Origin of the sequence: Cryobacterium sp. 10I5, assembly GCF_035019865.1 — a bacterium.
Classification (GTDB): Bacteria; Actinomycetota; Actinomycetes; order Actinomycetales; family Microbacteriaceae; genus Cryobacterium; species Cryobacterium breve_A.
The window spans coordinates 23,116-44,358 of sequence record NZ_JASJVI010000014.1; the positions used below are offsets into that span (position 1 = coordinate 23,116).

The 21,243-nt window shown below is 64.9% G+C and carries 21 protein-coding genes and 1 pseudogene; 10 read left to right on the forward strand and 12 right to left on the reverse strand.

Annotated elements, in window-relative coordinates; all coding sequences use genetic code 11:
• The first annotated feature begins 194 nt into the window (after nt 1-194).
• The 4 genes from QN350_RS06430 to QN350_RS06445 all read left to right on the forward strand — a co-directional run bounded on the left by QN350_RS06430 (nt 195) and on the right by QN350_RS06445 (nt 5,541).
• Nucleotides 195-2,549, forward strand: coding sequence for a hypothetical protein (locus QN350_RS06430; protein WP_323515991.1), 2,355 nt, complete (start codon nt 195-197; stop codon nt 2,547-2,549).
• Nucleotides 2,550-2,551: 2 nt separating this feature from the next.
• Nucleotides 2,552-4,027: a DNA polymerase gene (locus QN350_RS06435; protein ID WP_323515993.1), complete on the forward strand. Its 1,476-nt coding sequence runs from the start codon at nt 2,552-2,554 to the stop codon at nt 4,025-4,027.
• 152 nt (nt 4,028-4,179) lie between these two features.
• Nucleotides 4,180-5,307 carry a hypothetical protein gene (locus QN350_RS06440; protein ID WP_323515995.1) on the forward strand — a complete coding sequence of 376 codons (1,128 nt, stop codon included), beginning with the start codon at nt 4,180-4,182 and terminating at the stop codon, nt 5,305-5,307.
• A gap of 45 nt (nt 5,308-5,352) precedes the next feature.
• Nucleotides 5,353-5,541: a hypothetical protein gene (locus QN350_RS06445; RefSeq protein WP_323515997.1), complete on the forward strand. Its 189-nt coding sequence runs from the start codon at nt 5,353-5,355 to the stop codon at nt 5,539-5,541.
• A 576-nt stretch (nt 5,542-6,117) separates the two neighbouring features.
• Here QN350_RS06445 and QN350_RS06450 read toward each other — a convergent pair.
• From QN350_RS06450 to QN350_RS06460, 3 genes are read right to left on the reverse strand one after another with little or no spacing between them, the layout of a single operon-like run.
• Nucleotides 6,118-6,408 (reverse strand): hypothetical protein, encoded by a 291-nt coding sequence (locus QN350_RS06450; protein ID WP_323515999.1) that lies wholly within the window; start codon nt 6,406-6,408, stop codon nt 6,118-6,120.
• 28 nt (nt 6,409-6,436) lie between these two features.
• A complete protein-coding gene (locus tag QN350_RS06455) occupies nt 6,437-6,778 on the reverse strand; it encodes a hypothetical protein (RefSeq protein ID WP_323516001.1) in 342 nt (113 codons plus the stop codon).
• Nucleotides 6,778-7,047 carry a hypothetical protein gene (locus QN350_RS06460; RefSeq protein WP_323516003.1) on the reverse strand — a complete coding sequence of 90 codons (270 nt, stop codon included), beginning with the start codon at nt 7,045-7,047 and terminating at the stop codon, nt 6,778-6,780. The genes QN350_RS06455 and QN350_RS06460 overlap by 1 nt, the downstream gene beginning before the upstream one ends.
• Before the next feature lie 140 nt (nt 7,048-7,187).
• Between QN350_RS06460 and QN350_RS06465 the strand changes: the two genes are divergently transcribed.
• Complete coding sequence (locus tag QN350_RS06465) at nt 7,188-7,748, forward strand: recombinase family protein (RefSeq protein ID WP_323516005.1); 561 nt, start codon at nt 7,188-7,190, stop codon at nt 7,746-7,748.
• On the opposite strand, the gene QN350_RS06470 is transcribed toward QN350_RS06465, so the two are convergent.
• Together QN350_RS06470 and QN350_RS06475 are read right to left on the reverse strand one after the other, a co-directional pair.
• Nucleotides 7,739-9,148 carry a recombinase family protein gene (locus tag QN350_RS06470; RefSeq protein WP_323516007.1) on the reverse strand — a complete coding sequence of 470 codons (1,410 nt, stop codon included), beginning with the start codon at nt 9,146-9,148 and terminating at the stop codon, nt 7,739-7,741. The genes QN350_RS06465 and QN350_RS06470 overlap by 10 nt on opposite strands.
• Nucleotides 9,149-9,261: 113 nt before the next feature.
• Nucleotides 9,262-10,338, reverse strand: a complete 1,077-nt coding sequence (locus tag QN350_RS06475; RefSeq protein WP_322139293.1) for a hypothetical protein — start codon at nt 10,336-10,338, stop codon at nt 9,262-9,264.
• Between the two features lie 225 nt (nt 10,339-10,563).
• Between QN350_RS06475 and QN350_RS06480 the strand changes: the two are divergent.
• Nucleotides 10,564-10,647, forward strand: a pseudogene (locus tag QN350_RS06480) (DUF933 domain-containing protein); the annotation flags it as partial.
• Nucleotides 10,648-10,793: 146 nt separating this feature from the next.
• On the opposite strand, the gene QN350_RS06485 reads toward QN350_RS06480, so the two are convergent.
• Nucleotides 10,794-11,513 carry a hypothetical protein gene (locus QN350_RS06485; RefSeq protein WP_322139294.1) on the reverse strand — a complete coding sequence of 240 codons (720 nt, stop codon included), beginning with the start codon at nt 11,511-11,513 and terminating at the stop codon, nt 10,794-10,796.
• Between the two features lie 287 nt (nt 11,514-11,800).
• On the opposite strand from QN350_RS06485, the gene QN350_RS06490 reads away from it, so the two are divergent.
• Entirely contained in the window at nt 11,801-12,475 is a 675-nt protein-coding gene (locus QN350_RS06490; protein WP_322139295.1) for an SDR family NAD(P)-dependent oxidoreductase, read from the forward strand.
• Nucleotides 12,476-12,697: 222 nt separating this feature from the next.
• Here QN350_RS06490 and QN350_RS06495 read toward each other — a convergent pair whose 3' ends face one another.
• Nucleotides 12,698-13,480 carry an SDR family oxidoreductase gene (locus QN350_RS06495; protein ID WP_322139296.1) on the reverse strand — a complete coding sequence of 261 codons (783 nt, stop codon included), beginning with the start codon at nt 13,478-13,480 and terminating at the stop codon, nt 12,698-12,700.
• Nucleotides 13,481-13,686: 206 nt separating this feature from the next.
• Nucleotides 13,687-14,007 carry a hypothetical protein gene (locus tag QN350_RS06500; RefSeq protein WP_322139297.1) on the reverse strand — a complete coding sequence of 107 codons (321 nt, stop codon included), beginning with the start codon at nt 14,005-14,007 and terminating at the stop codon, nt 13,687-13,689.
• Between QN350_RS06500 and QN350_RS06505 the strand changes: the two genes are divergently transcribed.
• The 3 genes from QN350_RS06505 (at nt 13,994) to QN350_RS06515 (ending at nt 16,570) form a co-directional block, all read left to right on the forward strand.
• Nucleotides 13,994-14,380 (forward strand): hypothetical protein, encoded by a 387-nt coding sequence (locus tag QN350_RS06505; RefSeq protein ID WP_322139298.1) that lies wholly within the window; start codon nt 13,994-13,996, stop codon nt 14,378-14,380. The two genes, QN350_RS06500 and QN350_RS06505, sit on opposite strands and share 14 nt — an antisense overlap.
• Nucleotides 14,381-14,443: 63 nt before the next feature.
• The gene (locus tag QN350_RS06510; protein ID WP_322139299.1) at nt 14,444-14,908 is read left to right on the forward strand and encodes a phage tail protein; all 465 of its coding nucleotides are present in this window, start codon (nt 14,444-14,446) and stop codon (nt 14,906-14,908) included.
• 336 nt (nt 14,909-15,244) lie between these two features.
• Nucleotides 15,245-16,570: an HNH endonuclease signature motif containing protein gene (locus tag QN350_RS06515; RefSeq protein ID WP_323507860.1), complete on the forward strand. Its 1,326-nt coding sequence runs from the start codon at nt 15,245-15,247 to the stop codon at nt 16,568-16,570.
• A 23-nt stretch (nt 16,571-16,593) separates the two neighbouring features.
• Here the strand turns inward: QN350_RS06515 and QN350_RS06520 are convergent, their stop codons facing one another.
• The 4 genes from QN350_RS06520 to QN350_RS06535 all read right to left on the reverse strand — a co-directional run bounded on the left by QN350_RS06520 (nt 16,594) and on the right by QN350_RS06535 (nt 21,203).
• Entirely contained in the window at nt 16,594-17,403 is an 810-nt protein-coding gene (locus tag QN350_RS06520) for a DUF2306 domain-containing protein (RefSeq protein WP_322139301.1), read from the reverse strand.
• Nucleotides 17,400-17,651 (reverse strand): hypothetical protein, encoded by a 252-nt coding sequence (locus QN350_RS06525; RefSeq protein ID WP_281534300.1) that lies wholly within the window; start codon nt 17,649-17,651, stop codon nt 17,400-17,402. Before QN350_RS06525 ends, QN350_RS06520 begins: the two co-directional genes overlap by 4 nt.
• 33 nt (nt 17,652-17,684) lie before the next feature.
• Nucleotides 17,685-18,377 (reverse strand): hypothetical protein, encoded by a 693-nt coding sequence (locus QN350_RS06530; protein WP_322139302.1) that lies wholly within the window; start codon nt 18,375-18,377, stop codon nt 17,685-17,687.
• A 111-nt stretch (nt 18,378-18,488) separates the two neighbouring features.
• A complete protein-coding gene (locus tag QN350_RS06535) occupies nt 18,489-21,203 on the reverse strand; it encodes a LuxR C-terminal-related transcriptional regulator (protein ID WP_322139303.1) in 2,715 nt (904 codons plus the stop codon).
• Nucleotides 21,204-21,243 lie beyond the last annotated feature (40 nt).

Consider the following 21,243-nt stretch of genomic DNA (forward strand, 5'->3'; position numbering starts at 1 on the left):
GAGAAAGAGAGAAGAACACCGTAAAGACGCCGAAGTTCGGCCATCTCCTGCCGCTGCCACTACTTCATTGTTATTTCGAATTTGGCCCTAATTTCAGATCCGCCCCTCTCGGCACAAAAATCTTGGGCCTGCCCTCGCGCAGTCCATGTACAGGCCTCCACTCGTTGAGGCCCAATAAATCCCCGGAGGGAAACATGGACAACACAAGTTCAGAGTCAGCAGCCACCCCGACCATCCGCATCACCCCCGAGCACGAGACGCTGCTCGGGCAGGTCAAGCACGTCCTGATCACGGCAACGGACGAGGACTGGGAGGCGGCGATCGCCGCCGCGGTCCCTGGCGTCATCGTGGCTGGCCTGCAGTCGACCACGGGGTGGGTATCGAAGGAGACTGGCGTTCCTGACCCTGGTCTCAACCGGCTCATCAGCGCAGAGGGCACTACGAACGTGACACTGGCTCTTGGACACATCGAGAAGAAGCGCTCGCTGTACGACGAAGCCGAGAATCTGGCGGCACACCTGACGTGCCTGGGTGCCGCGTCGGTGACCTTCCTCAAGCTCGGAGCCTTCAGCGTCGAACTGTCACTGCGGTCTCAGACGGCCGAGAGCCGGGGCAAGTATCTGGCCGCACTCATCTCGCGGGCGGCCCCGACTCTGGGGCGAGCGCCGAAGGCCGAACCCGTTGCTGCGCCCATCCGCTCAAGCATTGCCCCGGTCACCGACTCTGAAGCCGGGATTACCTTCACCGGGGCGGATCTCACCATGCAGGTGATCATGGAGGCGGCTGTGCGCCGCCTCACTACGCACAAGGTGGTCGATGACCTCCGTGATCCTCAGGGCCTTTCCGCCGAGTTCACCCACGACCTCGAGATCTCGGTCATGACGAGCAACGGGATCCGCCCATTCAAGGTCCCCGGCGTCCGCGACGAGGACCTCCAGTATCCGCGCCGGTACCTCAACCGGGTTCCCCAGGGCACGTCAATTGTGGTTGCGACGGACGTATGGGTCGGAAAGGCGATCGATGCAGCGATCCGCGCCCACCACGCCGACGAGGTCGTTGAGAGCCCCGTGTTCAAGAGAACCGGCTGGAAGCAGATCGACGGTCAGTGGGGATTCCTCTCACCGACGGGTTTCATGACGGCCAACGGCCTCACGGCGCGCGCACACTCTCAACTCTCGGATGCGTACAACGACATCGGGCTTCTCGACTTGAGCGCGGTGACCGACAACGAGCGCACTGCTGCTCTGAACACTCTGGCGATGAGCCGTGAACTCACGAACCCGAACTTCTGGGCCGGCATGTGGGGCCCGGCGATCTGGTGCGCAGCAGGCATGGGCGTGGGCGCCGTCGCCTTCATGGCAGGCCCGAAGGGGTGCGGCAAGAGCACCGTGATGAGCGGATTCACAGCGCACCTCTCCAGTGCCTTTGCTCCCGCGGGGCGTTCCATGGCCACAGTCGATGGCAGCGTCCCCAACATCGGACGCCTCGGCAGCGGCCTGGACGGTCTCTTCTTCGCGGTGGACGACAGTCGAAAGCGCACCAGCCGCAACGGCAACGAAGACCAGGAGAAAGCCCTGGAGCGCCTCATCCGTTGTGGCTACGCCGGCGGCCACGCCCGCCACACGGTCTCCGCGAAGAACTCACGCACCGGCGAATGGGAACAGGGCGTTCCTGATCTCAGCTCCCCGGCCATCCTCCTGGTCGGCGAACAGATCCCCGACGCGGAGGAACTCGACTCATCCCGCGAACGGCTGTACCCGATCATCATGGACCGCGGCGTGAACATCTTCGCCAGCGGTAACAGTAAGGAGTTCGAGGCTCTCGCAAACAACGGGCTGCCCGCGCTCGCGTTCTCCTTCTTCATCCGCTGGGTCGCCCTGCAGATCGCGAAGATCGGCATGGACGCGTGGCGCAAGACGTGGGAAGAGAAGCACGCAAAGGCGGTCGGATTCCTCTCGAACATTCCGGTGTCGCGCCGCGTCCATGAGGTCGCAGCGCTCGTCGAGTGCGGAAACCTGATCTGGCTCGAGTATCTCCTGGAGATTGAGGCGATCACGGATGCTGAGCGTGAAGACCTCTTCCGGGACATTCACGCGGCGGTTCGAGCAACTGCCCTTTTCCACGGGACGAACAACCTTCAGTCCAATGAAGCGCCCGCCTGGGAACCACTGCTCGACGCCCTCCGAGCTTCGGTGGCTGGCGGCCAGACATATGTTCAGGACGCTGGTGGCCCGCAGTCGCTGGAGGACCTCGGTTTCGTCGCCGTGACGTTGGAGGACCACAAGAAGATGCTGGGCGTCCGACGTTCCGGACGCGGCGGAAACGTGGACTTCCTCGCCTTCCAGCCCCGGGATGCCGCGGCCATCCTCCGCATGGATCCGAAGTACCGCACCATCACTGAAGCGGCACTGTTTCAGGCTTTCGCACCGATCGCGATCACGGATGCGGGCCACAAACACAAGCTCGTGAGGATCAACGGCCTCGGCGTGAAGTGCATCGCCGTCGCGTGGACCTTGTTCTCCACCACCGGCGCCAGAACGGGGGAGTAGCGGTGACGATCGCCGAGTGGCTCGCCGCGAACACCGGACCTCTGGCCGTCCGGATCAGCACCGGACGGCCAGCAGTTCGCCTGTACTCGGCGGCTGGTGAAACGTTCACTGCCGCCGGTGTCGAGGAGGGATTATCGATGTTCGCGGCTCTCGACGATCGCCCGGTCTACTCCGAGGATGCCGCCCAAATGGACAGTGATCACAGGGAGTTCCTGTTGGCTCTCGGCAACCCGAGGATCCGCAACGGGCGGGTCCTGGACCAGGCTCTGGCACCGCTGAAGGACAAGATGATGCCAGCGGCCGGCGCCCCTCTCGCCGTCCTCATGCAGGCGCACAGCGCCGCTTCGTCAGCTGCAAAGCGAATCTCACGGCAAGTCGAAAGTGAAGATCAACTATGGCGCGACGTGGCCCGGCGCGGCTACTTGATCGATCGATTCGCCCTGCAGGAACAACGCCAGATCCGCCACCGTGAACTAGACCTTGTCAAGCGCGAGATCGGCGTCGACATCCGCGTTTCGAATTGGAAGAAGTCGGAATTCCTCGACCGGATCGGAGTCGGCTACACGCGGACCGGTGAGTACGGCTGGGCGCTGCCCGGGAAGTGCGACATCACCAACATGCCCGAGGCCAGCGCGGACGCGTGGGCCCGCTACGTCAAGGCTCACTCGACTTTGAAACGCGTACAGATCCTCGATGGCCTCGTGGAGAAGATCACGCCGGCAGGTCGGGTCCACCCGGTGTGGCGGACGAACTTCGCGGCCACGGGGCGAATGAGCGGGCGGGCGCCGGGGCTCATGAGCGTGATGAAAGAGCTGCGGTTCCTGTTCCTGGCAGAGCCCGGCCACGACGTCGTTTCGGTCGATCACAGTAATCAAGAGGGGCGGGTGCTGGCCCGCCTCATCGGTTCGAAGGCCTTCACCCGAAGCGTCCTCGACGGGGACCCGTACGCCGATCTGGCGGCATTCACCGGGCAGGACCGGAAGACCGAAAAAGTTCGGTTCATCGCTTTCCTTTATGGGCAGAAGGAAGCCACGCTTGCCAAGACGGCCGGCGCCGCACAGGCCGCCGCAACACACGCCGGCATGAGACGGCTCTTCCCCGATGTCGTCGAGTTCTGTGCGGAGCAGACCGAGCGCAGTCGCCGCGGTGAGGTATTGACCACCCTTTGGGGTCGGCCGCTCCCTGTGCTCGACGGGCGGACGTATGAGACCCGGCATGCGATCGCGACGAATCTGCAGGTCCAAAGTTCGGCTCGGGATGCCTACGGAGCGGCAGTGCGCGCGACAGTCGCGTCGATGGGAGCGGAGAGCCTGTTCATCCCGCTTCATGACGAGCTATTCACCCTGGCGCCGACCGGACGCACGGCTGAGTATGCCGAGATGCTGCTCGCCGCGATGACGGTCGACCTCGGCGAGGGAGTGATCCTCACCAGCAAGGCAAAGGTCTCCTTCGGCCGCTGGGCCCAGCCAAACCGCTGACTACCGCGCCGGCAGATCGCCGCTCCGCGGCTCGACGCACCCAGGGAATTTGTAACAGTTCCATAACGCCTTCCTGAGTGCCCCTCTGGTCGCCACATGCCCCAAGAGGGAGGGCAGAACAAAGGTGATGCCCCATATCCCAAGGGGCACCAGTGGACCGGGCACGAAAAGCAACCGTACGACCAGTAGTCACAACTGCACAGGCACGGAAGGCAATCGCTCCCACAAGCCGTGCTGGCATAAACGCTGCGCACCTTGCGGCGCTGGATTTGTACCTCGCCCGTGAGCTGGCCGCAATCCGTGCGGACCTCCTCAACGCCAGTGACCGCGAGAAGACCGAAGTATGGCGAACACCTCGGGCCGCCGCGCTCCTCGAAGCCGGCGTGACTGAATTTAAGGGGTTCGCTCGTAAGTACGACCTCGCGACGGCTGCGGGTGCGGTGCCAGCGGTGCTTGCCACAGACCTAGTTTCATATCTGTGGGAGGTTTGGAGCAGCCCGCAGATGGCTGACGTCCTCACCCCGTGGGCCTACACGAACAAGATCCTGGCGACACGGCTCGGTCACGTCAACAAGCTGGACAGGCTCCGTGAGAGCCATGATTCCGATCGGCGCAACGGCTTCACGGGGAAAGTGAACGACGACGGCACCTGCAACCCCTTGACGGTCGTGTTCGCGGACGACGGTTCAAGGACCATGGGGTTGCAGGAAGACTCCGTATCTATTGAAGCGGAGCGGCGGGCCGCGGGCGCTGACGCGACTGCATTCTGCTCCGCTGCTCTGAACGGGGTGGTCGAGCTGCTGTGTCTGACCGGCATCGACTTCCACACAGCAGGGGCTCTCGTCGAGGTGATCCTTGAGCGAGGTTCGGAGACGACCTCGGCGAGAAGCGCCTACGACGCCGTGACGCGTTGTGCCGTTGCTCGGACAGTCATGCGCGGCGGTGTCGAAGTCCGAGTGGCTAGCATCCCAGAACAACTGAACATCCCAATCGCAATCTTCAAACAGACCACGAGCCTCATCCTCGGCAACTCCGCCGGTGACGCTGGCGTGCTTCTGGTCGAACGCAGCGCCGCAGGAACCGCCGACCCGCTCGCAGTGAAGAACATCATGAACTCCACCCTGAACATCCTGGCTGCTGCTCCTCTGCCGAGCGACGCAGTCAACGCGCGGATAAAGGAACTCATGAAGCACAAGAAATCCATCGCGAAAGCCAAAATGATCGCAATCCAGGGGCTGGAAGTCCTGAATCTTGGGTCCGGAGACGCGCAGTCCATTTAGGACACGAAACCCTCCGCCCCACAACCTCGAATTGGATACTCACGAATGCCCGTACTGACCGCCGCCGCACCCCGCGTTGCAGCCCTGAAAGCCGAACTCACCGAACTGCAGGCCACAAGGAATGCAATCGACGACGCTGTGTACGTGACTATCGTCACGATAGCCAAGCTCGAGTTCGCCGAGTCGCGAACCGCACACCTACCTACTCACGACCGGATCTCGGCGGCATCGTGAGCGGAGCAGAAGAGATCCTTACCGTCTGCCCAGACTGCGAGGAGACAAATGTATACGGGCCAAGCTTGTAAACGGGCCAAGCTCGCTCAGCGCTGCGTGGAGATGGCATCGGCCCGCCGGGAACGCGGCGTCGATGAATGCGGCCCGACTTCTCCGCCGAGGGTCGGGAAGGCCTACTCCAAGCTCGACGTTCGACCTCTACGTCGACGGTTTCGGCCAGTACCCCATCAGCCTTTCTACGCTGCTGAAAGTACGACGAACGCCGACGCTGATATGTTTCTGGACACAGTTGAAGCGGCAGTCTTCGACTGGTGCCAGAATGCCGGACTGAGCGCCGGAATCGGCTCAGAAGTCGACGACGCCGGCCGCATTCACTTCAGCGCTACCACCGTCGCGTAGCACCGGCAAGCCCGACCAGGCGGTGTCTTTGCAGGGCTTCTCATGCCTCCGAACTCAGCCCAACCTCTTCCGTTCCCAGCCAATCCTCGTCCCCGCGCAACTCGGCACCAGCCGCTCACGCCTCGTCGCCCACCGGCAGTTTGGCCGGCTCGCGTCCCATCGAGGAATTCATATCGGTCAGGATACCCGCGGACTGAGCTTCGTGATGGTTCGGATGACCCCGAGTTCCACATCACCGATAGTGCCGGCGCCCTGAAGGATACCGGGCTCACCGACTGTGAGGTGGAGGCCGACGATCGGACCACCTGGCCACTCGTCTTCCGGGTAGCTGTCGTCGTCATCGGCGACCTCGTGCAGTAACCAGGCGATAACCGTGTGGCCGTCGGCTTTGATCTCTATGATGCCGACGATGCCGTCGCCGGTAGCCGTGTAGATGCCGGGCGAGTCTGCGCTTGTGAGCTGGTTCATGCCTGCTTCATGCGCGGGCCTGGCTCGGTCAGGAGGTCCGCCATTCCGGACGGATCTCCGGAAGGGGCTCCGCGTCGATCCAAAGGACAGGTGCTGAGGTCTCGCCGCCGTCGCCGATCTGGTCGTCTGGGTCACGCCAGGTCCACCAACCGATCGCGCCTCGGGCGAGCGAGAACATCTCGACGTGCTGCATCCGGCCATCAGTGATCAGGTGCGGTCCGGCGCTACCCCGAGCGACGCCGCGGCCGAGCCGGATTGATCCGCTCGGATAGAGCCGGACAACGACTATCTCGGCGTCTGTTACGGCGGTATAAGAAAATCCACGGTGGCTTGATAAATCGATTCTCGCGGGACCTTCGCCGTTGTCCATCACGGCATCTGCTCGAATTCCAGGTCGTAGATCTGCTCGACGTTGATGACCAGGCCGGCGGTTGTGTGGCCGCGGCCACTGAGCCAGTTGAGCTTCCCGGTCTCTCCGAGCTCGAACGATACCCCGATGCACTGCTCGTACGGTGAATCGGACGAAACGCTCGCGGCGCTGCGGGCGGAGCCGTTATGCCTGACAAACATGATCTGTTCGTCGGCATCCGTCGTGATATTGAAAATGCTGAGGTCTTTGGCTGAACGGGTGGTGGGCATACAACCTACATGCGCGGGAGCTTCACAAACGATCGTCTTCGTACGCGTTCTCGACCGGATACGTTCGACGGCGTGTTGGTGTACGAAACCCGTGTACGAAATCTATGTCAACTATCCACCGTTTGTGTTACGGTCGACGCATGACAACATATCGCGTTGGGTACGGCCGAGTAAGTACAGCCGATCAGTCGCACTCCAGCCAGGAGGACGCGCTAACTGCGGCCGGAGTCGACAGGTTGTTCCTGGATACCTTCACTGGCACGAAGGCGCACCGACCAGAGTTGGACAAGGCGCTCGAAGCCTGCCGGCGCGGGGACACGTTGGTCGTCACCCGGCTCGACCGTCTGGGGCGTTCAACGAAGGACCTGTTGGAATGTGTTACCGAGCTAGATGCCCGAGGTGTTAACCTGCAGGTTCTCGAGCAGCCTGTAGACACGTCTACGGCTGAGGGCCGTCTCTTCTTTACGATGATCAGTGCATTTGCCGAGTTCGAACATTCACTCATGAAGGCCCGGACCATGGACGGGCTCGCCGCCGCCAGGGCCCGCGGCCGTGTCGGCGGGCGCAAAGCAAAGCTAAGCGATCGGAAGATCTCGGACATCCGGGTTAGGTATGACAGCGGCGAGACCGTCCAGGCTCTAGCCACCTACTTCGACGTGTCACGGCCGACCATCTACCGGGCACTCGAGCGTCAGTCCTGAGGCATGCGAAAGATGATCTCGACGGTCTCCTCGCGGAAGATCTTTGATCCGCGGGGGGAGGGGTGCAGACGGACTGTGAGCATCTCGGAGATGATCGAGCGCTGACGTTCCAGACCTGCCGCGTCGAAGAACTCGACCGGATCGGCGGACGCCAACAGATCGCCGGTCGCCGAGCCGTCAGAAACCCTGGCGCGCTCACTGTTGATGTGAGCGAGCTCCGCCCTGGCCTTTGCAGTGGATTCAGCAAACCTGCGTCCGTCGATAAATCCGGCGTCATAGTCAGAGTCGAAGTTGGCTAGGCGTTTGCGGACGGCGGATGCTTCATTGGCCAGCCGGCGCACAGCGATGTCGTCGACCGGAGTGAACGCTTTCGCGAAATTAGGCCTGCCCAGTTTGTCGCGCACGACATCGAGAACGAACGCGTCGACCTGCGCCATTGAGCGGGTGACGTGCCCGCCGGCCCTGCACCAGTAGCGCTGCCCTGTTGAGGTAACCGGCACGTGGCACTGGTAGCACTCCCACAACCCCGACCCGATGTACTTGCGGGCTGTTCCGGCTTGGTTCGTCTTTCGCCGCGGGTCGGAGAGAATGCCTTGCGCCATGTCGAACGTGGCGTCGTCGATGATCGCCGTCCACTTCCCGGTAACACCGGTTGCTTTGCCAGCCAGAGAAGCCCTACCGGCGTACCGCGGGTTGCTTAGGATCGACGAGATAGACGACGGAGGCCAGGACTCAAACCGTCTAGCGGGGAGTTTCTCGTTCCGGCCTGTGCGCTTGCTACCGGTTCTAGTGGATGGTGCACGCCTCGGCGTCACTCCCTCCTCAGAGAGCTTCGAGGCGATACCGCGTAGTGTCCCTCCTGCGATGAAGTCGGCGAAGATTCGGCTAACCAGGGACGCTTCCTCCTCATTGATCGAGCCGTCCTGGTTGTAGCCGGTAAGCCTGACGCCGCCGGTGAACAGGACACCACCGGCTCTACGGAATTCGTTCGCTCTCAGCTGGCGCTCCGACTTCCTCTTTGCTTCAAAGCGTGCGACCGCGGCGCCTAGTGTTCCGCGGAGTTCGCCATCTGCTGTGCCCAGGTCAAGCTCGCCGTCGACGGTGAGTACGGTGACCCCGGAGAGTTTGATCGTCACCAAATCATCGATCATCCGCACCAGACGGTCCATGTCGACGGCGCAGACGACGTCTATTTTGCCTGCCTGGATGTCTGTGAGCATCCGGTCCCAGTCGGTGCCAGGCCCGCGTGGCTTACTCGCACTAATGCCGTTGTCGACGTACTCGCCGACGAGCTCCCAGCCACGATTCTTTACCTCTTGCGCTGTGCGCTTCCTCTGGCGGTCAATGCCCTCTTGTTTATCGAGTGATTGGCGGAGGTAGACTGCGGCTCGGGTGGTCATGGCCTCACTCTAGGCCATCATGTATATCCGTGCGGTAATCTGGTGGAGTTCCGCTTCAACGTCTAGCCCGTGCGGCGGGTTGACGGATGGGCTGTTTCCCTATCGTCTGCCTATCATCCGATCTTCGTCAGCGCGGTGAAGGACGTGGTCTTGTCGTTGTTGTTCTGGCAGGTCTGAAAGAGAAGGTCGTAGGTTGCTGGTATGTCGCGGCCGAAGGCTGTGTCATGGTTCAACGTAGCCACCACACCCTCCACACGGTATCTGCCCGCGTGGATCCCAGTGAGAGTGATCACGGTCCCCGCAGACTGAGGGAAGACAGACCCACCGCAATACCAATGCTCAGCGATCACGGCGACCAGGTAGGCGGCGACGTCCACAGCGCCGTTGCATGCGTCCACTTCGGTCTGGCCGCCGGTGACCCGGACGTTCAACGTGAAGGGGCCGGTGGCCACGGCCGGACGGACCGGAGCCTCCGCCTGACTGGACGGTGCGTGGCTTTGATCGATGATCGGGATGGCCGGGGTGGCCGCCTTTGCCGGGGTTCCCGCCTTGGCTTTCGCGGCAGAAACCGCGTTGGATGCCGCCTTCTTCGCTGCGGCCGACGCTTTGGCTGAGGCGTCAGCAACAGCTTTCGCCTGGTCACTCTGCCAGGTCAGGACGGCGGTAGTTATCGACGACGACGGTGCGTCGAGGGCGGCGATCGCGGCCGCGAGACCAGAGGAGACCGGGAAATGGTGGACGCTGACGGCGGTGGTCGCAGCACGGAACCCCGCGCCGGGGGAGAGCAGATCATCACCGCGGACGGGCGCCAGAGCAGCAGCGTCAGCCTCCTGGACTTCAGCCCAGGCGGCGTTGATCTGGTCGTCAAGGGCCTGGATGCTGGTGGTGAGAGCAGCGCGGACGTCAGCGGCCGGGACCTCAGCGACGTGCAACGCCAGTGTGGTTTTCGCCGTGGCCAGGGAGGTGGCTGCTGCGTCGATCTGGGTGAGCGCCGACGTCCGCTGCAAATCCAGGATCTTTACGGCTGCTGTATGCGAGGACTGCGCGTCGTCGTAATCGAGCGCGCGCTCCGTATTCACTGTGAACAGGCCGCCGGCCAGCGCGAGGACCAATCCCACGGAAATGGAGGCGGTGATGTTTCGCCGGCGGTGGTCCGGTCGGATCGGTGCCCAAGAGAAATCTTCGTACATGCTGCTCCTTTGTCCAGAGGAACATGCGCGGTGGCCCCGTGCCCAGCTTAGAGAACAGGAATGACACGTCGCGTTCTTTTTCACCGACGGCACGGGACGCCACGCCGTGGGACAGGCGCGCCGGTTACGACTGTTCTGCGGCGATTTCTGTCCTCGCCTGGGTGCGGTATCCACAGGTAAGCGCTCACGTCACAGGTCACGATCTAGCCTGGACGAGTCGAGCTGACCTACCTGACCGCAGGCCCCAAGGAGACCCGCGCCTGGACGATCCACAAGGGCTGGACCGCCCCGCAGGCCGCCGGCGTGATCCTGGAGTTCCGCTTCAACGTGTAGTCCGCACTGCAGATTGAGTCCTGATTGAGTCAAGGCGGTTCCGGCGCCGGTGATTTCGCCGCCATTGTGGGTTCAGGAGACTTCGTAATCACGTCCGGCCGCGTCGCAGATCTCGCGGGCTCTCAGGCACCCCAGTTCGGCGAGGGCGTCGTGAGCTGTGTGATGGGTCCGAGTGGGTCGGGAGCGAGGAGCTGGACTGAGAACGTGCGCGCGGATCCTGCACTGTCGTCGGAGGGTGGCAGTGGCACGAACCCAACGCCGATGTTGAGTTCAGATTGGCCTCCGGACGGCAGCCGGAACGAGGTGTCGGGATATCGTGCCTCGAGTTCTGCGGCGCTGTCTCCGATGGCGATTCCGTCGACGGTGCCGATGTGAACACCGTTCACGGCCTCGGCTGACACTCGTACCCACGTATTCGAACTGAATGGTGGTGTCCCGCCAGTCACGGGGTCATTGAGGACGAAGCCGCCCCATTGATACCGTGTCGTTGGTGGCACATCATTGCGGCCCTCGAAATTCTCCACAATGGGCTCGCTCCCCAGAGCCTGGGAGAGCCCGGCGACCACCTCGCTTGCCGACTGGAAATAGTCGAACGTGGACAGCGTCTCCCCTGATGTATCGCGGAGTTCGATTGACGCGGCACTGACGAAAATGTCCGTCACCGCTGCTGGAGCAGAGGCACGCTCTGATGGAGTGGGGGCCGTCGCTGTTGCCGCCGGAATCGCGGTACCCCGGACGGGATCCGACGAACCCGCACACCCGGTCAGCAGCAGAATGCTCGCAACCAGGGCCAGTGCTGTGAGCGCCGCGCCGTGCCCTCCCGTCACTCTCCGAAAAGTCATGCGTCCCCCTTGTTCATCAGGCAAATTACTGCGTCCGGGGACATCCTCGCACAGGTGTTCGTGGGTGCATCAGGTCTATGACCAATCCCGAGCGGGAAGTGGGAAGCGAGAAGAAACGTCTCAACTGAGCAACCATGGTCGGCGGACATACTTCGGTCGGCGCCGGTGGTCGATTCCATGGCTCAATCGGGTGGAGGTGCACTTTGACGTTAGGCTCGGGCTCCTTGCGATAGTCATCGCAGCACCAGCACCAGCACCAGCAACAGCATCCATCGAAGGAGACCCTCGTGCCTGTCATCGCCATCATCGGAGCCGGACCGGGGCTCGGAGCCGCCGTAGCGCGAAAGTTCGGGCGCGAAGGCTTCTCCATTGCCCTGATCGCCAGGAACCAGTCGAAACTGGACACCATGGCAGCCGAGCTCACCGCCGCCGGCTTCACCGCGAGGGCTTACGCAGCGGATGTCCTCACGTCGGTGTCGCTCGAAGTCGCCCTGGCGCGTGCCGGAGCGGAGCTCGGACCTATCACGGCGTTGCAGTACAGCCCGCTCCCGTCGCGCGACTACCTGAAGCCCGTCCTCGAGATGACTCCGGAGCTGGCCCTGGAGGCAATGCAGTTCTCGGCACTCGGGCTCATCCACGCGGCGCGTGCCGTGCTGCCAGCGATGCGGGCGGCAGGGAGCGGCAGCATCATCCTGATCAACGGCGGAACCTCGGTGAAGGCCCGTGCCGGCTTTGCCGGCACCTCGGTGGCCTTCCCTGCCGAGAGCGCCTACGGCGAGATGCTCCATGACGCCCTGGCGGATGAGGGCATCAGGGTCAACCAGCTGGTGATTCCCGGCGGCATCCCCCAGCTTCAGCTGGCCAACGGAATCGACGGGGTCGCCGATCGCATCTGGGAGCTCCACGCCGTCGCTGGTCCGTTCCGCACCATGCTCATCCCGCTGGAGGACGGCCGGGAATAGGGCGGTAGCCGCCCGGCCCGTTGTGGCCTGGGGCATCCTCCGGGGGAAGGGTCAGGGTATGGGCAGGAGGGAGAGCGCCGTCAGGAGCGGTTCCTGCCGGCCGGCCAGGCACACCCTGATCCAGCCCTCGCCGGCGGATCCGAAGGCGGAATCGGGGTCGACGGCCACCCTCCGATGAGCAGGATGTTCCCTGCCCACTAGGCAACGTCTCACGCTGTCGTTCTAGAGCTCCTTCGTCAGCCCGCCGTCAATTCTGAAGTCGGCACCCGTGACGTTGCCGGCCCTACCGCTGGCCAGCAGGATCACGAGGTCGGCTACTTCCGCTGGTTCGGTGAAGCGGCCGGTGACGAACCCGCCGCCGGCTTCGATGATGCGCTTGCGTGCCTCGTCGGGGGAGACGCCCATGGCCTTGGCGACCGTCGACGCCACCCCGGTTTCGCCCAACCACAGCGGCGTCGAGACCGGCCCGGGGCTGACCGTGTTGAAGCGGATGCCCCGGTCACCGAACTCCTTGGAGAGAGCCTTCGAGAGGTTCCAGACCCCCGCTTTCGCGACCGAATAGTCGATGACTCCAGGGTCGGGAAGGTAGGCGTTCACAGACGCGATGGTGACCACGGTTCCCCCTCCTCTCTCGATCAGCAGGGGAATGGCCGCGCGGGTCGTGCGCACAACGGCCATCAGATCGAGGTTCAGGGTGGTGAGCCAGTCCTCGTCGGTCACGTCGAGGAACCCCGTGGTGCGCGGTGTGAGCGCACCGACGTTGTTGACGAGGATATCGAGGCCATCGGCGGCTTCGGCGATCAGCGTGTCCGGGCCGGTCGGGGTCGACAGATCAACCGCAACGAATCGGACAGCGTCGCCCAGAGCGTCGAGTTCGGTGGACGACGATCGGGAGCCTGCGATCACCTGCGCTCCCTCGGCGACGAGCGCGGTGGTCACCGCGAGTCCGATGCCTTTGCTGGCACCAGTGACGACGGCTGTCTTTCCGGCAAGATCGAGATTCATGTTCGGGTTCCTCTTCTCGAAGGTCGAATGGTGCATGTCGTTGCGGTGATGGGAGGGGGTTTCCGGCATCCGTGGAACCACGGAACCACTGTTCATTCCACTGTGCAACCGGGTGCCCAGCCGCCAGAGTCGAAGTCCCACGTCAGTCGCAATTTTGGCCTCTACGGGCCGGGACTCTGGGTGCGCTAGCCTTCTGGCTAGGTTGATCAGCACGGACTCGGGGGAATCGGCATGTTCGACGACGCATCCAGGTACACCACCGCACGGCTCGCGGGACTGCTGGCGTTGGCCATCCTGCTGTCCGGATGCGCCAGCCAGAAAGCGGATGCGCCGTCACCGGCCCCGACCGCTTCTGCAGCTTCGACCGCCAGCACGATCGAGCCCACGCTTGCACCGGCGGTGACCGCAACGGTGGCTCCACTGAACCCGAGCGACCCGAGTTCGTGGATCATCGGGTTCGCCGGTGTCGGACCACTGGTGCTTGGGGCCGACATGACTTCGACAAAGGAGTCGATGACCGCCTTCACCCAAACCGTCTGGGACGATTGCCCCGCTCGTTCGGTCGTCACTTTCACCGAGGCCGGAACCCCCAGCTTCGTCATCGCCGATCAGGGCAGCGATGGCATCATCCAGCAGGTCGTCGTGGAGACCGGGGAGAATGCTGCTGACTCCGCCACCTCGTCGTCGCGGACGAGTGCGGGAATCGGAATCGGTGCCACGCTCGACGAGCTCACGATCGCGTACCCTTCGATCACGTACCAGGATGCCGGCACTCTCATCGCCCAGTACGTACTGGCCAGCGGCCAGGGGCAGTGGATCCATTTTGTGGTGCTTGAGGACAAGGTGAGCCAGATCATCGTGTCGCCGCAGGCCGGCATCGCCAAAGAACTCTGTGGCTAGTTCGATACTCTGAAGGCGGATACGGCGCTAGCGTGGGCGGCACCACGAACGAAGAGGGGCCGCATGTCCTACATTGTCGACTTCGTGAACGTATCGTCCGTCGGACTTGAGTCGTCGCCGGTGGTCGAAGCGCTCGCCGGCCTACGGGCCAATGAGGCGCGCTACTTCAGGAACAAGTACGACCACGTCTTCACCGTCAGCCCGGTGAGCGATGCTCCGGACGTGCTCGAGTGGGTAAGCTACATCCTCTCGGAGGAGCGCGACATCGTCATCGCCTCGCGCCCGCTCGAGGTGACCTCCTTCGAAGTCGAGGGGATTCGGATGGCTTACGTGTTCTATGAGTCCGGGTTGTCGATCAACGTGATGTACGGCATCGAGGATGGTCAGAAGCGTGCCGTCGGGTTCAAGCTCGCCGACGGCATGGAGGTGCCCGAAGAACTGGCGTCGCGCTTCAAATTCGCACGGCAGAAATCGAAGCTGGCCGGTGTCATTCGGGGCTCGTACTTCGTGATCAAGGGCGAGTACTGAGTCTTTGACCCGTCGATGCGGATCGGCGTCGGCGTAGCTGCGGCCGCTTCGGACGCGGGAGGTCTGCGTGACGGCCTCTCCTCAACAAAGTGGTTCTGACCGGGTTATCCACAGGTGGCTTGTGGGGTGGTGGATGTCCCGGGAATGTCGGTTGTGGTCCGTAGAGTGACCGGCATGACAGCTGAAAATACCTCAGAACCCCACCGGGAAAGCCCTCTGGAGAGCCCGGTGGACAGCCCGGTGGACAGCCCGGTCGACAGCACCTCGGAACCCCCGCCCGGGACCCCTCCCGACCCGAATGTGAATCCACCGCACCTCGGTCTCGTGGAGCCGTCCTTGGCCGATTTCTATGACGCGATCCGGGACGCGGACCGCGAAATCAATCAGGCCACCGCTCGCCGGGCCGACGCGATCTATACCGCCCAGCGGGTGCTGGCCGATGTCGGCCGGGCCCGCGCGGAAGCCGCAGAACGCGCCGGCGGGCGGCGCCCGCTGTGGTCGCCGGAGGAAGCCACGAAGGAGGAGTTCGCCTGCGAGGTCGGGGCGCTGCTCCGGTTGCCGCGGCGCACGGCGGAGACCCTGATCGAGGCCAGCCGCACCCTCGCCGAAGACCTCCCCGCCACGAGGGAAGCCCTGACCTCCGGGTCGATCAGTTACCGGCACGCACAAGTGATCATGGACCAGGCCTGGGGTATCCGAATGGGGGACGATCCGGAGGAGGCCGCCCGGGCCCGCGCGGTGTTCGAAGGCGTCCTCGTGCCCGCTGCGGAAGTGCTGACCGTGGCAAAACTCGCCGACCGGGCCCGCCGGGTGCGGGAACGCACCCACCCGGAAACCATCACCGCGAGGCACCAGAAAAGCGTCGAGGACCGGCACGTGGTCTTCCAGGCCCTCAACGACGGCATGGCCTCCCTGTATGTGACCGGGGACGCCGAGAAAGTGCAGGCCGCCTACCACCGCACCCTCGACGTGGCCCTCACCCTGCAAGGCCCCAAGGAAACCCGCACCCTCACCCAGATCGCCGTAGACGTGCTCACCGACGTCCTGATCGGCGGCGTCACCCCGGACGGCCTCGGAGCCGGCGTGGCCGCGCAGGTCAACGTCACCGTTCCCGTCCTGACCCTGCTGGGCAAAAGCGCGGAACCCGGGTACCTCGCCGGATACGGACCCATCGACCCCGACACCGCGCGGCGGCTCGCGGCGGGTGCGCCGAGCTTCACCCGGCTCCTCACCCACCCGGAAACCGGGGTCGTGCTCTCGATGGGACGCGACACCTACAAGGTCCCGGCCGCGCTCAAGAAATGGCTCGAGGTGCGGGATGAAACCTGCACCTTCCCCGGCTGCCGCCGCTCCGCGAAACGGTCTGACCTGGACCACAGTGTCGAGTGGCAGCACGGCGGCGAGACCGACGCGATGAACCTCGCCCACCTGTGCCCGTACCACCACGCGGTGAAGAGCTACACGAGGTGGTCGCCGAGACATCTGGGTGATGGTCGGATCGAGTGGACGTCCCCGGCCGGGTACAGCTACATCGTCGAACCCTCCGCCGACATGAGACCACCCCGGAAACCCACACCCGCACCCAAACCGCCGACCCCGGTCGTCGACGTCTGGAACCTCGAACCCACACCCGACAAAACCGACAACCCGACACCCTTTTAGAAAAGGACGTGAGCCGACGCGGGCTAGCCCCGGCGACGACGGCGCCGAAGGATGAGATGCTCGGCGACCGCGAGGTTCAGGACCCAGGCGGCACCCATCAGGACTGCGCGGGACAGCTCGTCCTTGGGCCCGAAAAGGATCGCCCCCGGGATCAGGAGCAGGGCCTGGGTGCCGGCGGCGACGGCGAGCGCATAGGCGCGCGTCATCCACTCGCCGTGCCTGACGAAATCGTGGCGCACGATCGCGCGAATACCGAGCAGGAGGCTCACGGCCATCGCAGACCCGAAGAAGAGCCGAATCACGCCGAGGGCGATGCCGTCACCGGGCGGGTGCGGGTAGAACGCCACCATCCACAGGCCGGACAGCGCGGAGAGCAGGCCGGCGGGGATGAGGATCCGTCCCGCCACGCGGTGCCACCTGCCCGCCCGGCGCCGCAGGGCGGGAACGAACTGGAGGGCGCCGAGGAGGCAGAAGACGGTCACGCTCACGATGTGCGTCGTGACGGGTACGGGGGAGTCGAGGAACCGTGCGTTGTCCTCGGTGGCGGCGGCGCCCCCCGTCAGCTCGGTGAGGCGTGCGGCTCCGGCGAGAATCGGGATGAGGCTGAGCAGGATCAGTGCGGCCGGTGCGAGCCATTGCTGCCGGGGAGCCCGCGCCCGCGTGCGGGTTCGATCCGCGCCGGGAACGGCGCCAGTAGGCCTGTCCGGTGTCGCCGTGTCGTGTGTCGACAGGCCTTGCGTCGGCAGGCCTTTTGGCTTCCTGTCGTGTGTCGACAGGCCTGATGTTGCCGCGTCGTGTGTAGGCCCGGCTCGGGTGATCTTGTCCCTCGTCATCGGTCACTTCTCGTCAGGAGGTTGACCGAGATCAACGTGGCGCCCAGGTCTCCGACCCGTCGCAGCAGCCCGTGCAGGGCGGCCTGGTCCACGATCGTGCCCGTGAGGGTTGTTGTTCCGTCGCTCTCTTCGGTCAGCCGGAAGCCGTCGAACCAGTCGGTCCAGCAGGCATCCAGCTGACCTTGCAGACGGATCTCATATGTGTCGAGTCCACCGCGCCCGAGGGGCGCCCCGTGTGGGTTTTTCATGTCATTGCTCCTCGGTCGTCCGGCGAACCCGGGTCAGACCGTCGGCGTCGTGTCGAGGCGTGCGCCGGTGTGGGTCACCTTCTGGGGTGCCGTCGTTGTGCGCAGGTTCGTCCACAGGGAGTATCCGAGCCAGATCAGGGCGAGGCCCATGGGGATGGCGGCCATGCGTTCGAGGGCGTGCGGGAGAAGTGCGCCCGCGATGGGCGTCACGGCCGCTGCGACGATCAACAGGATGCCGGCACCGCGAGACAGGACCCGGGCGCGGAAAATGGAGATGCCGAACAGGAGCGCACCGACGACGTACAGCAGACCGCCGACCTGCGGGAGCGCCGCGAGAGGGCCGAGGTCGTTCACGGCCGGGTAACGGCCGAACAGGCCGACGATGTCCACGGCGAGCTGGGGGGCTGCGGTCGCGACCAGCGGCGCGATGAGGGCTTCGGTGAAGTTGAAGGACGCCTGCAGGATGAAGAAGAGTCCGAACATCAGGTACGCGATCAGTCCGAGCAGCCCGAACTTTTGCACCTGCCGCAGGTAGATTCCGGTGAGGCCGATCATGGCCAGAACGGCCATGCCGAAGCTGAGGACGTGCACCGTGATCCACATCTGGGTGGAGAGTGAGGCGACCACGTCGGCGGGGTGGATGAACTGGATGACGATGTAGATGAGCCCGGCGAGTGCGGCCGCTCCGGCGGCCGCGCGGGTGAGGGTGGATGGCGTGATGCTCATGGGAGGCTCCGATGCTCTGTGTGGCCCAGGCGGTTACCTGAAGACACCCTGAATCTAGGGAGACATGTGATGACGGGGCATCACCCTGTGTGGTGATCGGGGTGGTGATTGTCAGACGAGGCCGAGTTCACCAGCGCGACGGATCGCATCCGCCCGGCTGGTGACCTCGAGTTTGCCGAAGATGTGCCGGGTGTGGGTGCGGAGGGTGTTCACGGAGACGTACAGTTCGCGGGCGATCTCCGGCCCGCTCAACTCGGTCGCCAGCAGCCGGAGCACGTGCAGTTCCCGTTCGCTCAGCGCTTCGGCGAGCGGCCGGGCGGATGCCCGCGGGCCGTCGACGTGAACGAATGCGTCGCTGAGGCGGCCGACATAGCCCGGGGCGATTCCCGCGACGGTCGCCGAGCGGAGCAGCGCCGCCATCGGCTCGCCCTCGTCGACGAAGAGTCGCAGGTACCCTTCCGGTTCTGCCTGGGCGAGGACGCGCGCGAGCGGGCGGAGCGCCAGGTCGGTGTGGCCGGCCGCCGAGTGCGCCAATGCCTGCAGGACAAGGATCTCGTTCACCCGTCCGGCCCGGCCACCGGCATCCGCCGCGGAGAGCAGCCGGTCGAGCAGGGCCACAGCGGCATCGAGGGAGCCGGCCTGTGGATCGGACGCGTGCCGCGCGATCGAGAGCCTCGCCAGCGTGAGGTGCTCGAACTCGCGCAGGTAACTCGGCGCATCCGTTGTCGCGAGCCCCTGGCCGTCTGCCCAGCCCTGGGCCTCATCGAACCGTCCCTGCTTGATCCACAGCCGGGCCTTCATCGCACCCAGCGGCCGCACCTCCGGGAAGAACCCGGGCCGGTACAGGCGCTCCGCGGCGCCGAGCGCATCCAGGGCGCCGTCGAGTCGTCCCTCCGCCTCGTCGATCCGGGACATCGCCACGAACCAGCGATACCGGTTTTCGGGCAGTGACGCCCGCTCGCCGAGTGCCTGGCTCATCAACAGCTGTTCCCGGGCCGCGGCCAGGTCGGAGCGTTCGCGACGGAGCTCACTGACGGCGACATGCAGGTCGGCCGTCGACTGGGGAACCGGCTCTCCCTGCTCCGCGGCGAGCCGCAGGGCGTCCTCGCAGGCGCGCTCGGCCTCCCGCAGCCGCCCCTGCTGGGTGAGGAGGTCGACCATGACGATCGTGGTTCCGAGCATGTCGGCGAGGTTGCCCGACCGACGGAGGCTCGTGGCGACCTCGCCGAACGCGTCGACCGCGGCACCGAGGTCGCCGACGGCCCAGGACGCCAGTCCGAGGAAACCGGCGGCGGCGCCGCGCCCGAAGTGGTCGTCGGGGCCGGCGAGATCGAACGCCCGCCGAGCCTGCGCCTGGGTTCCCGGGACGTCGCCCCGCGCCTGCGCGACCGCGGCCCGGTACAGGGCGATCGTGACGGGGAGTATCCGAAGTTCCTCGCCGGCCGTTGAATCGTGGGCTGGCGTGCCGTCGTCCGTTGTCGCTCCGAGTGCCCGTTCGGCGTCCGCCAGCACGGGTTCGACGGCATCCACCTGGCCGGACACGAGCAGCGACCAGGCGCGGTAGACGCCCAGAACGGGCCTGCGGCCGATGACGTCGTCGGGAAGCAGCGCGAGCCAGCCGAGCAGGGTCGCATCCTGCCTGCTCCTGCGCACGCCCGGCACCGTCGACTCGATCACCCGGGCGGCCCGCCCGAAATCCCCGGCGGCCAGGGCATGAGCGATCGCGTCCTCCAGCAGCCCGTTCTGCTCGAGCCACTCGCTGGCGCGTCGGTGCAGGTCCGGCACCCGTTCGGCACCGTCCGCCAGCATGCGGGCCGTCAGCACATCCGCGAAGAGGTGGTGGTAGCGGTACCACTCGCGCCGGTCGTCGAGGGGGACGACGAAGAGGTTGTCCCGTTCGAGGGATGCGAGCATCTCGCCGCTGTCGGAACGGCCGGTGACCTGGTCGCAGAGGGGGGCGCTCAGCCGGCCGAGGATCGCGGTATCGAAGAGGAAGTCGCGGACGTCCCCGGGCTGGCGCTGCAGCACTTCTTCGGCGAGGTAGTCGATCACGAACCGGTGACTGCCGGTGAAACCCTCAATGAACCCGCCGACGTCCGAGCGATCCCGCATGGACAGTGCCGCGAGCTGCAGGCCTGCAATCCAGCCCTCCGTCCGGGTTTCGAGGGCTGCGACGTGCACGGGGGAGAGCTCGAGGTGCATGACCTCGTTCAGGAACGCCGCGGCTTCATCGGGGGTGAAGCGGAGGTCAGCCGCACGCAGCTCGGTCAGCTCACCCCGAGCGCGCAGCCGGGCCAGCGGCAGCAAGGGGTCTGAGCGACTCATGATGGCCAGGTGCAGGTTCGGCGGCAGGTGATCGATCAGGAAGACAAGGCCGTCGCGGATCGTACCGTCCTCGATGAGGTGGAAGTCATCGAGGACCAGGACCATCGGGTACTGTGCTGCGGCGACATCGTTGATGAGCGCGCCCAGGGTGCCCTCGATCGACGACAGCGGAAGTGCGTACGCATCCGCTGCGACCGAGGCATCGGCGCGGTGCAGTGCCGCGACGAGGTAGGTGAGAAATCGTGAGGGGTCGTTGTCGCTCGCGTCGAGCGAGAGCCACGCGACGTGAGCGTCCGGTTCGCCGTCCAGGATGTCGGCGATCCACTGGCTCACCACCGTGGTCTTGCCGAATCCGGCCGGCGCGGAGAGCAGGGTCGCTCGGTGACCGGAGTGGAGCCCCTCCCGCAGACGCTCGAGGAGACGAGGGCGGGAGACGGCGTTCGGTCGGGGAGACGGGATGAAGAGCTTCGTGGCGAGGACGGGCAGAGGCGTTTCGCTCATTCGCTCATCAGAGCACCTCGGTCGGATTTCGGCAATAACC

Bases quoted from the DNA above. Each gene is read 5' to 3' on its own strand.
- QN350_RS06430 (WP_323515991.1), top strand. From the start codon at position 195: ATGGACAACACAAGTTCAGAGTCAGCAGCCACCCCGACCATCCGCATC.
- QN350_RS06445 (WP_323515997.1), top strand. From the start codon at position 5,353: ATGCCCGTACTGACCGCCGCCGCACCCCGCGTTGCAGCCCTGAAAGCC.
- QN350_RS06450 (WP_323515999.1), bottom strand. From the start codon at position 6,408: ATGAACCAGCTCACAAGCGCAGACTCGCCCGGCATCTACACGGCTACC.
- QN350_RS06455 (WP_323516001.1), bottom strand. From the start codon at position 6,778: ATGGACAACGGCGAAGGTCCCGCGAGAATCGATTTATCAAGCCACCGT.
- QN350_RS06460 (WP_323516003.1), bottom strand. From the start codon at position 7,047: ATGCCCACCACCCGTTCAGCCAAAGACCTCAGCATTTTCAATATCACG.
- QN350_RS06465 (WP_323516005.1), top strand. From the start codon at position 7,188: ATGACAACATATCGCGTTGGGTACGGCCGAGTAAGTACAGCCGATCAG.
- QN350_RS06470 (WP_323516007.1), bottom strand. From the start codon at position 9,148: ATGACCACCCGAGCCGCAGTCTACCTCCGCCAATCACTCGATAAACAA.
- QN350_RS06475 (WP_322139293.1), bottom strand. From the start codon at position 10,338: ATGTACGAAGATTTCTCTTGGGCACCGATCCGACCGGACCACCGCCGG.
- QN350_RS06485 (WP_322139294.1), bottom strand. From the start codon at position 11,513: ATGACTTTTCGGAGAGTGACGGGAGGGCACGGCGCGGCGCTCACAGCA.
- QN350_RS06495 (WP_322139296.1), bottom strand. From the start codon at position 13,480: ATGAATCTCGATCTTGCCGGAAAGACAGCCGTCGTCACTGGTGCCAGC.
- QN350_RS06505 (WP_322139298.1), top strand. From the start codon at position 13,994: ATGACCGCCTTCACCCAAACCGTCTGGGACGATTGCCCCGCTCGTTCG.
- QN350_RS06510 (WP_322139299.1), top strand. From the start codon at position 14,444: ATGTCCTACATTGTCGACTTCGTGAACGTATCGTCCGTCGGACTTGAG.
- QN350_RS06520 (WP_322139301.1), bottom strand. From the start codon at position 17,403: ATGACGAGGGACAAGATCACCCGAGCCGGGCCTACACACGACGCGGCA.
- QN350_RS06525 (WP_281534300.1), bottom strand. From the start codon at position 17,651: ATGAAAAACCCACACGGGGCGCCCCTCGGGCGCGGTGGACTCGACACA.
- QN350_RS06530 (WP_322139302.1), bottom strand. From the start codon at position 18,377: ATGAGCATCACGCCATCCACCCTCACCCGCGCGGCCGCCGGAGCGGCC.
- QN350_RS06535 (WP_322139303.1), bottom strand. From the start codon at position 21,203: ATGAGCGAAACGCCTCTGCCCGTCCTCGCCACGAAGCTCTTCATCCCG.